At 74.5% G+C, this 14565-nt stretch carries 13 protein-coding genes; 8 read left to right on the top strand and 5 right to left on the bottom strand.

What is annotated here, in order from left to right; translation table 11 throughout:
- Positions 1–29: 29 nt before the first annotated feature.
- The 4 genes from ACFXGA_RS26110 to ACFXGA_RS26095 all read left to right on the top strand — a co-directional run bounded on the left by ACFXGA_RS26110 (position 30) and on the right by ACFXGA_RS26095 (position 6223).
- Entirely contained in the window at positions 30–1457 is a 1428-nt protein-coding gene (locus ACFXGA_RS26110) for a DUF5691 domain-containing protein (RefSeq protein ID WP_378092070.1), read from the top strand.
- Positions 1454–2542, top strand: a complete 1089-nt coding sequence (locus tag ACFXGA_RS26105; RefSeq protein ID WP_378092068.1) for an AAA family ATPase — start codon at positions 1454–1456, stop codon at positions 2540–2542. The genes ACFXGA_RS26110 and ACFXGA_RS26105 overlap by 4 nt, the downstream gene beginning before the upstream one ends.
- Complete coding sequence (locus tag ACFXGA_RS26100; protein ID WP_378092066.1) at positions 2542–4749, top strand: DUF5682 family protein; 2208 nt, start codon at positions 2542–2544, stop codon at positions 4747–4749. The genes ACFXGA_RS26105 and ACFXGA_RS26100 overlap by 1 nt, the downstream gene beginning before the upstream one ends.
- Positions 4750–5044: 295 nt before the next feature.
- Entirely contained in the window at positions 5045–6223 is a 1179-nt protein-coding gene (locus tag ACFXGA_RS26095) for a VWA domain-containing protein (protein WP_378092064.1), read from the top strand.
- An 18-nt stretch (positions 6224–6241) separates the two neighbouring features.
- Here ACFXGA_RS26095 and ACFXGA_RS26090 read toward each other — a convergent pair whose 3' ends face one another.
- Entirely contained in the window at positions 6242–6706 is a 465-nt protein-coding gene (locus ACFXGA_RS26090; RefSeq protein WP_378092062.1) for a hypothetical protein, read from the bottom strand.
- 51 nt (positions 6707–6757) lie between these two features.
- Positions 6758–7240: a hypothetical protein gene (locus ACFXGA_RS26085; RefSeq protein WP_378092060.1), complete on the bottom strand. Its 483-nt coding sequence runs from the start codon at positions 7238–7240 to the stop codon at positions 6758–6760.
- Positions 7241–7429: 189 nt separating this feature from the next.
- On the opposite strand from ACFXGA_RS26085, the gene ACFXGA_RS26080 reads away from it, so the two are divergent.
- Both ACFXGA_RS26080 and ACFXGA_RS26075 read left to right on the top strand, forming a co-directional pair.
- Positions 7430–8188, top strand: coding sequence for a DUF2470 domain-containing protein (locus ACFXGA_RS26080; RefSeq protein ID WP_378092058.1), 759 nt, complete (start codon positions 7430–7432; stop codon positions 8186–8188).
- 24 nt (positions 8189–8212) lie between these two features.
- A complete protein-coding gene (locus ACFXGA_RS26075; RefSeq protein WP_378092056.1) occupies positions 8213–8977 on the top strand; it encodes a CPBP family intramembrane glutamic endopeptidase in 765 nt (254 codons plus the stop codon).
- Positions 8978–9101: 124 nt separating this feature from the next.
- Here ACFXGA_RS26075 and ACFXGA_RS26070 read toward each other — a convergent pair whose 3' ends face one another.
- Together ACFXGA_RS26070 and ACFXGA_RS26065 are read right to left on the bottom strand one after the other, a co-directional pair.
- Positions 9102–11171, bottom strand: coding sequence for a TCP-1/cpn60 chaperonin family protein (locus ACFXGA_RS26070; RefSeq protein WP_378092054.1), 2070 nt, complete (start codon positions 11169–11171; stop codon positions 9102–9104).
- 1 nt (position 11172) lies between these two features.
- Positions 11173–11532, bottom strand: a complete 360-nt coding sequence (locus ACFXGA_RS26065; protein WP_378092052.1) for a hypothetical protein — start codon at positions 11530–11532, stop codon at positions 11173–11175.
- A 198-nt stretch (positions 11533–11730) separates the two neighbouring features.
- Here ACFXGA_RS26065 and ACFXGA_RS26060 point away from each other — a divergent pair, with 198 nt between their 5' ends.
- Together ACFXGA_RS26060 and ACFXGA_RS26055 are read left to right on the top strand one after the other, a co-directional pair.
- On the top strand, positions 11731–12978 hold the full coding sequence (locus ACFXGA_RS26060; RefSeq protein WP_378092050.1) for an arginine deiminase: 1248 nt from the start codon (positions 11731–11733) through the stop codon (positions 12976–12978).
- Between the two features lie 106 nt (positions 12979–13084).
- On the top strand, positions 13085–13645 hold the full coding sequence (locus ACFXGA_RS26055) for a ferritin (protein ID WP_378092048.1): 561 nt from the start codon (positions 13085–13087) through the stop codon (positions 13643–13645).
- Between the two features lie 45 nt (positions 13646–13690).
- On the opposite strand, the gene ACFXGA_RS26050 is transcribed toward ACFXGA_RS26055, so the two are convergent.
- Complete coding sequence (locus ACFXGA_RS26050; RefSeq protein WP_378092046.1) at positions 13691–14242, bottom strand: hypothetical protein; 552 nt, start codon at positions 14240–14242, stop codon at positions 13691–13693.
- Between the last annotated feature and the right edge of the window lie 323 nt (positions 14243–14565).

Below are 14565 nucleotides of genomic sequence, written 5' to 3'. Positions count from 1 at the left end.
GCCGCACCACCCACCCCGGGCGGCCGCCGATGACCTTCCAAGCCGAATGGGAGGAGGCCGTCCAAGCGGCCCTGGTCGGCGCCCACCGCGCGGGCACCACCCCGACGGCCCTGCTGGACCGCCTCGCCGCCCTCGGCGTGGCCGCCCACGGCGCGCCGCTCCCCCCACCCGTGGACTCCGCGCCACTGCCCGCCGCGCCGGCGTCGGACGACGTGCGCGCCGACCCGGCCGCCCGGTCCGTGCTGGTCCAGATCCTGGCCCTGGACGACCAGGTGCTCCTGACGGAGTGGTGCGGCATGGCCAAGGCCGCCCGCGTCGTCGCCGACCACCGCGAGCTGCCCGCCCTGCTGGGCCTGGGCACCGCCCACCCCGGCCTGCGCCCGGCCGTCGCCGCCGTCCTCGGGGCGCGCGGCCGGTGGCTCGCGGGCCTGCGGCCGGGCTGGGCCTGGGCCGCGACCGGCGCGACGCCGGAGGAGATCGACCTCGACCAGGCGCTCGACCTGCCCGGCACGGCCCGCCTCGACGCCCTGCGCCGCGCCCGCGCCCAGGACCCGGTGCGGACGCGCGATTTCCTGGCCGCCCAGTTCGACGTCCAACGCCGCGCCACCGACCGCCAGGTGCTGATCAGCGCCCTGGAAACGAACCTCGGCCCGGACGACGAGCCGCTGCTCGAACGCGCGTTGGACGACCGCGCGATCGGCGTGCACGACGAGGCGCTGCGCCTGCTGCGCACCCTGCCCGCGTCCGCGCTGGCCGAACGTGCCGCCGAACGCCTGCACCGGGGCCTGTGGCTGACCGCCGACGGCTTCGACGTGCAGTCCGACGAGCTGTGGGCGGAACTCGCGCCCGAGCCGGACGAGGCCCGTGACCTGATGAAGGACGGGTCCGAGGCGGGCGTCGCGGGGCGGTTGCGCGGCGCGGCGGCGAGCGTGCCGCCGCGGCACTGGACGAGCCGCCTGGACACCGACGACGCGGGGGCCGCCGCGGAACTCGCCCGCGGCCCGTGGGCGAGCGCGCTGCTGCGCGGGGTGGCGCAGAACCTGCGGCTCGCCGAGGACGCCCGGCCGTGGGCGGTCGCGGCGACCCGGTCGCTGACCGGCATGGAGCAGCTCGAGAGGCTCGGCGGCCTACCCGCCGAGCTGGCCGCGCGCACCGTCGTCGAGGTGTCGCGGCAGTGGAACTACGACCTGCTCGACCACGCCTGTTCGCAGCTGCCCGCGCCGTGGAGCGCGCGGGCCACCGCGGACCTGCTCGACCGCTACGCCGGGATGCGCGACCCGAGGTGGCGCGCCGGCCGGCCGCCCGCGGTGCTGCTGGCCAGGGGCGACGCCGAGGTGCTCGGCGCGAACTGGGCCCGCATCACCGAGCGCTGGCCCGAGCACACCGTCGAACTCGACGTCCTGCGCCTGCGCATGCAGCTGCGCGAGGCGTTCAACCACCGGGAGGAAAGCCAGTGACCACCGAACCCGTGCTGCGGCCCGCCGCGGAACAGCAGTACGCCGCCGAGTTGGCCGCCCTGTCCGCGGCGGACGACCGGCCTCGCCCGCCGCGGTGGCGGATGTCGCCGCAGGCAGTGGTCACGTACGTGCTCGGCGGCACGCTCGCGGACGGCACCGTGATCACCCCGAAGTACGTGGGCGACCGGCGGCTGGTCGAGGTCGCGGTCGGCACCCTGGTGACCGATCGGGCGTTGCTGCTGGTCGGCGTGCCGGGCACGGCGAAGTCGTGGCTGTCGGAGCACATCGCGGCGGCGGTCAGCGGCAACTCGACGCTGGTCGTGCAGGGCACCGCGGGCACGGGCGAGGACCAGGTCCGCTACGGCTGGAACTACGCCCGGCTGATCGCGGAGGGGCCGTCCGAGGCGGCGCTGGTGCCGAGCCCGGTGATGACGGGGATGCGCGAGGGCGCGGTGGTCCGGGTCGAGGAGCTGACGCGGATGCCGGCCGAGGTGCAGGACTCGTTCATCACGATCCTGTCGGAGAAGTCGTTGCCGGTGCCGGAGCTGGGCATCCAGGTCCAGGCGGTGCCGGGGTTCACGGTGATCGCCACCGCGAACGACCGCGACCGGGGCGTGAACCAGATGTCGTCGGCGCTGGCCCGTCGCTTCAACACCGTGGTGCTGCCGCCGCCCGCGACCGAGGACGACGAGGTGCGGATCGTGTCGGCCCGGGCGGCGCAGCTCGGCCGGGCCCTGGAGCTGCCCGCCGAGCCGCCGGCGCTGGAGGAGGTGCGCCGGGTGGTGCGGATCTTCCGCGAGCTGCGCAACGGGTCCACTGTGGACGGCCGCACGCAGGTGAAGAAGCCGAGTGGCAGCCTGTCCACGGCGGAGGCGATCTCCGTGGTGACCAGCGGCATGGCGTTGGCCGGGCACTTCGGCGACGGCACGATCACGGCCGACGAGCTGGCGTCCGGGTTGCTCGGCGCGGTGGTGAAGGACCGGGTGTCGGACACGGCCGCGTGGCAGGAGTACCTGGAGGCGGTGGTGAAGGAGCGCGCCGAGTGGCGTGACCTGTACCGGGCGTGCCGGGACCTGGTGGGCTGATGGCGCGGGAACAGCCGTTGCCGGAGCGGGTGGCGCTGCTCGGCATCCGGCACCACGGTCCGGGTTCGGCGCGGATGGTCGCGGCGGCGCTGGCGGCCGTGCGGCCGGAGGTGGTGCTGATCGAGGGACCGCCGGAGGGTGACGCCCTGGTGCCGCACGTGCCGCACCTGACGCCGCCGGTGGCGTTGTTGCTGCACGACGAGGCGGAGCCGGCGCGGGCGGCGTTCTGGCCGTTCGCCGAGTTCTCGCCGGAGTGGCGGGCGTTGACGTGGGCGCACGCGAACGGCGTGCCCGTGCGGTTCTTCGACCTGCCCGCCGCCGCGACCCTGGGTGAGGAGCCGGAGTCCGACACCGCGAGGGCCGCGCTGGACCCGTTGGGGACGTTGGCCGAGGCGGCCGGGTTCGACGACCCGGAGCGCTGGTGGGAGGACGTGGTCGAGCACCACACCGATCCGCGGGACCTGGCCGAGGCGGTCGCGGAGGCGATGGGGGCGTTGCGGGAGGAGTTCGCCGACCAGGTGGACGCCCGCACGTTGCGGCGGGAAGCGGCGATGCGGCAGAACGTGCGGCAGGCGTTGAAGGACGTGGCGGGGCCGATCGCGGTGGTCGCGGGCGCGTGGCACGTGCCCGCGCTGCGCACGCTGCCGCCCGCGTCCGTGGACGCCGCCGCGCTGAAGGGCTTGCCGCGCAAGAAGGTCTCGGGGACGTGGGTGCCGTGGAGCCACGGCCGGTTGGCGGCGTCGTCGGGTTACGGCGCGGGGGTGGATTCGCCGGGGTGGTACGCGCACCTGTGGGAGTCCGCCGAACGGGGCGACGCCGTGCCGCGCTGGTTCGCGAAGGCGTGCGCGGTGCTGCGGGACGAGGACCTGCCCGCGTCGACGGCGAGCGCGGTGGAGGCGGTGCGGTTGGCGGACGCGTTGGCCGCGATGCGGGGTCGCCCGTCGCCCGGGTTGTCGGAGGTGATGGAGGCGTCGCTGGCGGTGCTGTGCGGCGGCGACGCCACGCCGTTGCGGTTGGTGCACGAGCGGTTGGTGGTCGGTGAGCGGTTGGGCGAGGTGGGCGACGACGTCCCGACCTCGCCGCTGGCCGCAGACCTGGCCCGGTTGCAGCGCCGGTTGCGGCTGCCGGCGAGCGCGGACGTCCGGCCGATCCGCCTGGACCTGCGCAAGGACAACGAACGCGAACGGTCGAAGTTGTTGCGGCGCTTGGGGGTTCTCGACGTGCCGTGGGGCAGGCCGGACACGACCCGCACGCTGGGGACGTTCGCCGAAGCCTGGCAGTTGCAGTGGAAGCCCGAGTTCGCGGTCGCGTTGGCCGTCGCCGCGCGGCACGGCACGACCGTCGAGGCCGCCGCCCGCACGGTCCTGGTCGCCCGTGCCGCGGCCGCGACCCGGGTGGTCGACGCCGCCGAGGTGCTGAGCCTGGCGGTCGGGTGCGAGATCCCCGAGGCGGTCGCCGCGGCGCGCCGGGCGCTGGACCGCTGCGCCGCGGCCGCGACCGACGCCCTGGAGCTGCTGGCGGCCCTCCCGGACCTCGCGAAGACCGTCCGCTACGGCTCGGTGCGCGGCACGGACCCGGAGCTGCTGCGCGTGGCGCTGCACGGTTTGCTCGCGCGGGGCGCGGTGGGCCTGCCGCTGGCGTGTCGGGGGGTGGACGAGGACACCGCGGAACGCGCGGTGAGGGCGGTCGACGGCGCGGACGACGCGGTCCGCCTGGCCGCCGACGACGAGCACCGCGACACGTGGCGGCGGGCGTTGAAGTCGCTGGTCGCGATGCCGGACGCGCACGGCCTGCCCACGGGGCGCGCGACGCGCCTGCTGTGGGAGACGGGGGAGCTGGACTCGGACGAGGTGGCGACGCGGCTGCACCGGGCGGTGTCGCTGACGGCCGGCGCGACCGCGTTCGTGGCGGGTTTCCTGCGCGGGTCGGCCGCGCTGCTCACCGCGGACGCGCGGCTGTTCGGCGTGGTGGACGACTGGTTGACCGGCCTGTCGGGCGCGGACTTCGCGGCCGCGCTGCCGTTGCTGCGGCGTGCGGTGAGCGAGTTCAGCCCGGCCGAGCGCCGGATGCTCGGCGACCGGGTCCGGGGCACGGCGGCGGGCGGTGGCGGTGGCGGTGGCGTCGGGGGCGCGGCGGGCGGCTGGGACGAGGATTTCGCGGGGCGTCTCGTCGGGCACGTCCGCGAGCTGCTGGCGGCCGACGCGTGAGCCGCGCGCACCCTCGCAGGGGGCCCGGGTGGTGGCCGGGGCGCGGCGGTGGCGGGCGGCGGGGAGGCGAAGCGTGGGGGCGCGGCCGGCGGGGTGGGTCGGGTGGTCGCGGGGCGGTGCGGTGGGAGTGGTGGTCGGGTGGGTGGTTCGGGGGTTGGCGGGACGGTGGTTGGTCGAAGGCTCCTCATGGTTTTAACCGAGGACCGGTAACAGTGTTTCCGTACATTTTCGGGCGATGATCACCCGATTGTGTGAGACAGGGTCGAGACAGGGCCTGGGCGGCCGGGAGGTGCTCGTGACGCACGATAGCGCGGTTGAGCGGCAGCGGCGCTGGAGGTTGTTGCTGGGTGGGGCGGCCGGGGATCTCGGGCCGCTCGGCGAGGACGACCAGCGGCGGGATTCGGCGTTGACCGGGTTGTACGGCGGCGGCGGTGGGGACGCGGTGGACGCCGGCGGCAAGCGCGGCGCCGGGTTGGGCGGGTCGTCGCCGGTGTTGCACCGGTGGTTGGGCGACGTCCGCACCTACTTCCCCAGCTCGGTCGTGCAGGTGATGCAGAAGGACGCGGTGGAGCGGCTCGGGTTGCGGCAACTGCTGCTGGAGCCGGAGCTGCTGTCGAGCGTGGAGCCGGACGTCGGCCTGGTCGGGACGTTGGTCTCGCTCTCCCGCGCCATCCCGCAGCGCACCCGCGACACCGCCCGCGCCGTGGTGCGAAAGGTGGTGGAGGACATCGAGCGCAGGCTCGCCGACCGCCTCCTGGCCGCGGTGCACGGCGCGATCGACCGGTCCCGCCGCACGAGCCGGCCGCGACTGTCCGACGTGGACTGGAACCGCACGGTCCGCCGGAACCTGCGCCACTACCAGCCGGACCAGGGCACGGTCGTGGTGCAGGACCTGATCGGCAACAGCCGCCGCAGCCGGCAGGCGTCGCTGCGGGACGTGGTCCTGCTGGTCGACCAGTCCGGGTCGATGGCGGAGTCGGTGGTGCACTCGGCCGTGCTGGGCGCGTCCCTGGCCTCGCTGAAGGCCGTCGACACCCGGCTGGTGGTGTTCGACACCGAGGTGGTCGACCTCACCGAGCAGTTGAAGGACCCGGTGGACCTGCTGTTCTCCACCCAGTTGGGCGGCGGCACGGACATCAACCGCGCGGTCGCGTACGGGCAGTCGTTGGTGCGCCGCCCGACGGACACGGTGATGGTGCTGATCAGCGACCTGTACGAGGGCGGTGTCGCGCGGGAGTTGCAGCGGCGGGTGCGGGAGCTGGTGCAGAGCGGGGTGACGGTGGTGGTGCTGCTGGCGTTGTCCGACAGCGGCACGCCGTCCTACGACCACGAGTTGGCGGCGAAGCTGTCGGAGCTGGGCGCGCCCGCGTTCGCCTGCACGCCGGACCGGTTCCCGGACCTGCTGGCGACGGCGTTGCGGAAGGAGGACGTGGCGGCCTGGGCCGAGCAGAGCGGCATCCCGGTGGGGCGTTAGCGGGCACCCCGGTGGGCGTCAGCGGATGACGACGCGGCCGAGCGTCGTGAACGGCGCGCCGCGGGTCAGCACGGCGGTGCGGCCGCGCGCGTCGGGTCCGGCGAGCCACACCCGGCCGCCGCGGCGGATGTTCTCGCGGACGCGTTCGGGCACCTCGGCCAGGCGCAGGAACGTGCGGTCGGACCCGGCGGTCTCCAGGTACGCCTGCCGGCCGACGCGCGTGCGGCCGGGCACGAAGTGCACCGACACGGCGTGCCGGGGGTAGGTGGCGAGCAGCCTGCGCAGCGCGCGGCGGGAGAAGAAGTGCCGCAGGCCGGGCACGGCGAACTCGACGCACAGGGGCGTGAGCAGGAACACCCAGCGCGACCCGGTCCACTCGGAGACGACCCACAGGGTGAACAGGGCGAGCAGCGCCAGCCCGATGAACCCGACCGCGCGGCGATCCGCACTGGTCAGGCACTTGTCCACCCAAGCCTCGCCCACCACTGCTCCCAGGAAACCAGATGTCCGCCCCTCGGGTATCCCCGGCGCCGATCACCAAACCCGGGCGCGCACGACCTTCGCCGGGAAGAGCCTGGGCACGCCGCGGAACGTGACCACGGTGTTGCCGGCGCGGTCGGGTGCGACGACCCACGCCCGCCGGTGGCGGTTGATCCGCCCGCGGGCGACGGGTCCGGCGCTGACCTCGAGCACGAGCGGTCGGGGTCCGTGCACGACGAGCAGGCCGGCCCGCCAGTGCACGCGCACGTGGACCCAGGCGTGGTCGCCGAGGACGGCGGTGGACGGTTCCCGCCGGACCAGGCCGACGCCGAGGACCAGCACGGAGAACAGCAGCAGCGCGAACGGCCACGCGGACGTCACGGTGAACACGAAGATCAGGGCGAGTTGGAGCACGAACGCGAGCGCGCCGACCAGGACCCAGCCGAACGCGCGCCGGCTCGCGGTCTCCAGGCAGTAGCGGGTCCACCGGTCATCGAGTGCCGCACCCAGGGTGGACGGCTTGTCGGGCACGACCACGGGCCACCTCCGCAGGCGAGCCCAGGTTACGGCGGTCGCCCGGTCCGCCGAATCGCCCAACCGGACGTTCGCGCGCCGCGCGCCGCGACGGCGTCGGACCCCCTAACCTGCGTGCACCGAAAGCCGGTCGTGGGACTACCGCCACCGGCCCCCGTCAAGTTAGGCTCCCCTAAGTTGGGAGGTGAGCGGTTGAACGAGACACGTCGACCGCCGGCACCGCATCCGGCGGAGCGGGCACGCACGATCGCCGCCCGCGGCGGGCGCGCGGCACTGCTGCCGTCCGGTGGCACGGAGAACCGGGTCACCCCGGTGCTGCACCACGTCCACCCGCACGGCGGGGTGACGCTCGTGCTGCCCGACGAGCACCCGGTGGTCCGGGACGCCCGCCGGGCCGAGCTGACCGCGATGCTGGAGGTGGCCGACCAGGCCCCGGTGCAGCTGCGGGAGCCGGTGCGCGGGTTGCTGTGGATCACGGGCTGGCTGCGCGTGCTCGACGCCGACGAGGCGCGCGAGGCGAGCCTGGAGGTCGCCGAGACGCGCCCGGACCCGAGGCTGCTCGACGTGGGGCACGGGGCGTCGGCGCTGCGGCTGTCCCCCGCGTCGCTGGTCGTGGCCGACGCGGAGGGCACGACATCGTTGCGGCCGGAGCTGTTCGCGCAGGCGGAGCCGGACCCGTTCGCCGCGCACGAGGACCACTGGCTGCGCCACCTGGAGCTGTCGCACCGGGACGTGGTGGGCCTGCTCGGCGGGCACCTGCCGGAGCACCTGAGGGGCGGGCACGTCCGCCCGCTGGGCCTGGACCGGTTCGGGCTGCGGCTGCGGGTGGAGATGGCGGACTCCGACCACGACGTGCGGATCGCGTTCTCGCGCCCGGTGGGCACGGCGCAGGAGCTGGCGGTGGAGCTGCGCCGCCTGATGGGCTGCCCGTTCCTCGCGCAACGCCGCTGACGGCGGCGCGGTTAGCGTATGGGTGTGATCGACGACCTCGACGCCCGGACGCGCCGCGGCTACCGGCTGGAACTGCTGCTCGTCTTCGCGGTGACGCTCGGGCTGTCCGGGGCGCGCAGCGTGGTGCGGTTGCTGGACAGCCTGCTGTCGCCCAAGCCGCTGAACGAGCAGAAGGTCGCGATCAACGTCCCGCAGGCGCGGTTCGACCTGCTGGACCTGCTCGCGCAGCTGCTCGGCGTGGTGCAGTTGGCGGCGTGGGGCGGGCTGGGGCTGTACCTGCTGTGGCAGGGCGGCATCAAGCTGAAGGCGCTGGGCCTGGACCGCACCCGGATCGGGCCGGACGCGCTGGGCAGCCTGGGGCTGGCCGCCGTGATCGGCATCCCGGGGCTGGTGTTCTACCTGGTCGCGTGGAACCTGGGGCTGAACCTGGCCGTGCTGCCGTCCACGTTGGACGAGTCGTGGTGGCGCGGCGTGGTGCTGGTGCTGTCCGCGGCGGGCAACGCGTGGGCGGAGGAGGTGCTGGTCGTCGGGTACCTCATCACCCGGCTGCGGCAGCTCGGGTGGCGGGAGAACACGGCGTTGCTGGCCAGCGCGGTGCTGCGCGGGTCGTACCACCTGTACCAGGGGTTCGGCGGGTTCGTCGGGAACGTGGTGATGGGCCTGGTGTTCGGCAAGGTGTGGCAGCGGACGAACCGGCTGTGGGTGCTGGTCGTGGCGCACGCGTTGCTCGACGTGGTGGCGTTCGTCGGGTACGCGCTGTTGCGCGGTCACGTGTCCTGGCTGCCGTGACAGCCGGGGTGCCTGAGCGTTGAATTCAGGGGTCCTGAACGTAGGACTCACGCGTTCTGAACGTAGGACTCACGCGTTCTGGAGGTAGGACACGCGCGTTCTGGAGGTAGGACACGCGCGGGGGTCAGCCGATCAGGAGGAAGCGGGAGGTGGTGCGGGCGGCGGCGGTCACGACGGTGCGGGCCACGCCGGCCGAGTCGAGCAGGGCCGGGTCCAGGTCGGCCACGGTCAGGGCGGCGTTCTCGGCGATGCGGTCGGCCGGTTCGGCGAGGGCGGCGGCGAACGCGCGCCAGCCGGCGACCTCCTCGGGGGTGCCGGTGGCGTCGGCCGCGAGGCGCGTGCCCAGCTCGGACAGGCCCACGCCGCCCCCGCGCAGGACGCCTTCGTGGGCGGCGCTGCGCACGGCGCGGACGGCGCGTTCCACCTTCGGCAGGTCCGAGGCGGTGGCGCGGATCAGGCCCGCCGCGTTGCCGCGCTGCGAGCGGCCCACGTAGACCAGGGTCTCCCGGGCCCCGACGACGACCTTCTCCGCCTTGCCGAGCGACCGCGTGGACACCGTTTCCAGCAGGTCGACGTCGAAGACCGTGCCGCCGACCGTGTTGCGGAGGCGGTTCAGCCGGTCCTGGTCGGCCACGGTGGCGACGACCGGCCGGTGCTCGCCCAGCCACAGCAGCTCGGTGAGCGCGCCGTGCGACAGCTCCTCGCACACCACGAGCAGCGCCTCGTCCCGGCCGATGACGGTCGCGAGCCGGTTCCCCAGCCCGGCCGCGACCCGGTGCGGCAGGGTGCCGGCCACGAGCAGCACCCAGGGGTCCACCAGCACGGCCTCCTGCCGCACCCGGTCGGTCACGAACAGGCTCGACGCGTAGCCGCTGTCGACGCGCACACCCCGGTTGATCTCGTACTCCAGCGCGAAGCCCTTGCTCTCCTCCACCAGGATCGGGCCGCGCCTGCCGGTCGCCGCCACCACCTGCCCGACGAGCGCGCCGATCTCCGCGCTGCCCGCCGCGGCCGTCGCCAGCGCCGGCACGTCCGCCTGCTCCAGCGGCGTCGCGGCCTCCGCGATCAGCTCGACCGCGCGGGCGGCGGCGGCCGTGACGCCGCGCATCAGCCGCACCGGGTTGTGCCCGTCGCGCATCGCGTCGACCAGGCCGCCGATCGCGCCGCGCGCCACGGCCACCGCCGACGCCGCGCCGTCACCGGCCTCCCGCCGCACCTCCTCCACGAGGTCGCGCACGTAGCCCGCGCCGAGCGAGTCGCGCGGGTCGTCGGGCTGGAACGCGGCCACGATCGCCGACGCGTCCGACAGCTCCACCGGCCGCCGGTCCACGAACACCACGGCCCGCCGGCCCATCGGCCCCAACGTCCGGCACACCGGTTCGGCCGCCGCCCGGAACCCGCGCGCCACCAGCAGCTGCCCGGACGTGTACGACGCGGCGGTCCCCGGCCGGCGATCCCGGGCGCCACCGGCCCGCGCGATCCGCGGCGGCCGCGTCGAACCGTGCGCGAAGTACTGCGGCGTCTGGTCGGGCCGCCTGCCCCGCACCTGCGCCTGCGCGTACTTGAACAGCTCGTCCACGTCGACCCAGCCGTCGCCGTCGAGGTCGGCGTCACCGCCCGCGAGGCCCTGGATCAGCACGTCGGTGAACAGCGACGCGACCGGCGCGTCCAGCGACAGCGAGTCCTGCTCGAACGCGTACTCGTAGGCGTTGGACGCGGTCATCACCACGTACCCGGAGCCCACGTCGTCCAGCACGCTCGTGCCGGCCGCCTTGAACCCCTCCACGAACGCGCCGCTGAAGCAGCAGTCCAGCACCAGGACCCGGCCGGCCGCCCGGCAGTCCTCGAGCTGCTCGTTGAGGAACGACCGCGGGATCGCGGTGCCGGCGGGCCGGTCCTGCACCGTGTTGGTCGCGGCGAAGTACAGCCGGCGCGCGGGCGTGGTCAGGCCGTGGCACGAGAAGTACAGCAGCACCAGGTCGTCGGCCTCGCGCGGCGCGAGCAGCTCCTCGACGGCGCGGCGGATCTCGTGGTCGGCCCGGTCCCGCAGCACCTCCACGCGGGTGAACCCGCCGACGTCGGGATCCTCCAGCAGCGCGGCGAGCCGTTCCACGTCCTGCTCGGGCGCGCGCAGCCGGCTCAGCCGGACGTCCTCGTACTCGCCGGTGGCGACGAGGAGGGCGTACCGACCCACCTCACCCCTCGCTCTCGCGGTCGCGCAACCACGCCTCCAGCGCCGCCTTCTGCGAGCGGGCGTCCACGCCCTCCACGGTGATCTCGTCGTCGCCGCGCTTGATCGTCACCTTGCGGGCGCCGCCGCGCTGCACGAACGACGTGACGACGGACGCGACCGCGGCGGCCACCGCGGCGGGCAACGCGCCGTTGAGGACGAGTTCGGCGAGGGACGCGGCCGTGCCGGTCTTGGAGCCCTCCGGCGACGCCGCCGGCGCGGGTCGGGCGTCCACCCTGGCGCCCCTGACCAGCTCCTGCGCCAACTGCGCGGTCGCCGGGGCGGCCCCGCCCGGCGCGTCGATGAACAAGCGTAAGTCCGCCACTGATCCTCCCGGTTAGGACACGATCATCCCGCACCGGGAGCACCGGGCCGGTAGTCCACGTCACGACGCAACGTTCCGGGCACACATGCCCACAACGGCGCAACGAATCGCTATTCTCAGGCCGTCATACGATCGAGTTTCGCCGGAACAGGCCACTCGGAGCTGCTGAACCGACCGGCCTCGGGTTACCCTCGACCCGTGACTGCGCACATCGCCCAGACCGCGTCCCCCCACGGCGTGCCGGCCGCCGCGCCCCGCGTCGACAGCGAGGTCGGCCGCCTGCGCACGGTGCTGCTGCACCGTCCCGGCGCCGAGCTGAAGCGGCTCACGCCGCGCAACAACGACCAGCTCCTGTTCGACGGCGTGCCGTGGGTCGACCGGGCCCAGGAGGAGCACGACGCGTTCGCCGAGCTGCTGCGCGGGCGCGGGGTCGAGGTGCTGCTGCTGGCCGACCTGCTGGTCGAGGCGCTGCACGACGACCGGGCCCGGATCGCGGGCATCCACAGCGCGGTCAACGAGCGGCGGCTGGGCATCGACCTGGCCGACGCGTTGCGCTCGCACCTGGCCTCGATCGACCCGGAGCAGCTCGCCACCGCGCTGATGACCGGCATGACGTTCGAGGAGCTGCCCGCGGCCGAGGGCGCGTCGCTGGTGCGCAAGATGCACCACCCGATCGACTTCGCCGTCGACCCGCTGCCGAACCTGCTGTTCACCCGCGACTCGTCGGTGTGGGTGGGCGACCGGGTCGCGATCACGTCGCTGGCGCTGCCCGCGCGCGACCGGGAGACCGCGCTGACCGACCTGATCTACGCCTACCACCCGCGGTTCCGCGAGACCGGCCGCGCGTACGGCGCGCACTCGGCGCCGGTCGAGGGCGGCGACGTGCTGCTGCTCGCGCCGGGCGTGCTGGCGATCGGCGTCGGCGAGCGGACCACGCCGGCGGGCGCGGAGTCGTTCGCCCGGTCCGCGCTGGCCGACGGCCTGGCGCACACCGTGCTCGCGGTGCCGATCACCCAGGAGCGGGCCACCATGCACCTGGACACCGTGTGCACGATGGTCGACCGGGACGCGGTGGTGATGTACCCGGCGGTGCGGGACAACCTGTTCGCCTTCCCCGTCCGGTCCGACGGCTCGGGCGGCGTCGTGGTGGACGACCGGCGGCCGTTCCTGGAGGCGGCGGCCGAGGCGATGGGCATCGAGAGGCTGCGCGTCATCGACACCGGGCTCGACCCGGTGACCGCCGAACGGGAGCAGTGGGACGACGGCAACAACACCCTCGCCGTCGGACCGGGCCTGGTGGTCGCCTACGAGCGGAACGTGGAGACGAACGCGCGGCTGGAGGACGCGGGCGTCGAGGTGATCCGGATCAGCGGCTCCGAACTGGGCTCCGGCCGCGGCGGCCCGCGCTGCATGTCGTGCCCGATCGACCGCGCGCCGCTGGTCTGAACAATCCGGGAAAGGGTTGCCTCACCTTTCTTCGGCAACCCTTTCCTCAACTTGGCAAGCCTTACCTTTAATGCATTGAACAACACTTCCGGGGTATTCTTCGAGTATGGCTGTCAACTTGAAGAAGATTTCCTCCGCGCGTTCCTCGAAGTTCCACGACCTGCTCCGCGAGCAGGTGCGCAACGAGTTCACGGCCTCGCAGCAGTACGTGGCCATCGCGGTCTGGTTCGACGCCAACGACCTGCCGCGCCTCGCGTCGCACTTCTACAAGCAGGCGCTGGAGGAGCGCAACCACGCGATGATGATCGTGCAGTACCTGATGGACAACGGGCTGCCGGTGGCCATTCCGGGCGTGGACGACGTGCGCAACGACTTCACCGCGCCCCGCGAGCCGGTCGCGCTCGCGCTGGAGCAGGAGAAGAAGGTCACCGAGCAGATCGTCACCCTCGCCAAGACGGCCCGCGACGAGGGCGACTACATCGGCGAGCAGTTCCTCCAGTGGTTCCTCAAGGAGCAGGTGGAGGAGGTCGCCTCGATGAGCACGCTGCTCACCGTGATCGACCGGGCCGAGGGCAACCTGTTCCACGTGGAGAACTTCCTGACCCGCGAGTCGGTGGGCGAGGACGTCGACGGCAGCGCCCCCCGGGCCGCCGGCGGCGCGCTCTGAGCCCCGCGGCGACCGACGCCCGTCACCCGCGCGGTGGCGGGCGTCTCACGTCAGGCAGCCCCGGTCGGTCCGCACCAGGCCGATGCCGGTGAGCGTGTCGCCCGCGTTCTCGAAGAAGAACTTGTACCGGGTCGCCGGGTCCACCTCGCGGGTGAACCCGTGCGGGTACTGCCGCACGTCCGGGTAGACCTCGTGCATGCGCGCCCGCGAGTCGCCGACGCGCAGCCCTTCCGGGGTGCGGACGCCGCCCTCGGCCCGGATCTCCACCGCGACGCCGTCCTGGAGGCCGACCCAGCCCTCCGTGATCTTCAGCTCGCGGATCGGGCAGGAGAACTCGGCCGTGGTCACGTCGCCGCCGACCTCGCCGGTGGCCTCCAACTCCGCCAGGGTCATGCCCAGCCGGACCCGCCCGACGCCGCGCGAGTCCAGCACCGGCGTGCCGTCCACCCCGACCGTTTCGCTCACCCCGGCCGTGGTCGGCACCGGCCGGGGAGCCACGTCGCACGCGGCCAGCAGCAGCAGCGCCGCCAGGAGCACCCGTCTCAGGCCGGCGCGCGGGCCGGCGGACAGCTCCGGCGACCGGTCGTCAGGCTCCACCGTCACCCCTCCAGCCGGTCGACCCCGGACCCGGCGACCGCGCCCGGGAGGTCGGCCTCCAGTTTCTCCCGGCCGCGCCGCCGCCACCGGCCGACGTGCGCGTTCGCCGACGGAAGCCGGTCGGACCGCGTGGCCGGTCGGAGGGCCGGCCCCGGTCGGGTCGGAGGCGGTCGGGTCAGAGGACGGGCAACGGCCGGAACGCGCCGTGCGCGGGCGGCGCGTGCGCGGGCACGGCGGGCCCCCCGGGGGGCGGGGGGGGCCCGGGGGCGGGCGGGGACCCCGGTCCCGCCCCGGGCTCGCCCGGCCGCCCCCGCCCGCGCCGC

It is taken from the genome of Actinosynnema sp. NPDC059335, assembly GCF_042752395.1.
Taxonomy (GTDB): domain Bacteria; phylum Actinomycetota; class Actinomycetes; order Mycobacteriales; family Pseudonocardiaceae; genus Actinosynnema.
This window is presented reverse-complemented; position numbering and strand designations above follow the sequence as displayed.

Coding starts and splice junctions, on each gene's coding strand:
- ACFXGA_RS26110 (WP_378092070.1), top strand. CDS start 30: ATGACCTTCCAAGCCGAATGGGAGGAGGCCGTCCAAGCGGCCCTGGTC.
- ACFXGA_RS26100 (WP_378092066.1), top strand. CDS start 2,542: ATGGCGCGGGAACAGCCGTTGCCGGAGCGGGTGGCGCTGCTCGGCATC.
- ACFXGA_RS26055 (WP_378092048.1), top strand. CDS start 13,085: ATGGCTGTCAACTTGAAGAAGATTTCCTCCGCGCGTTCCTCGAAGTTC.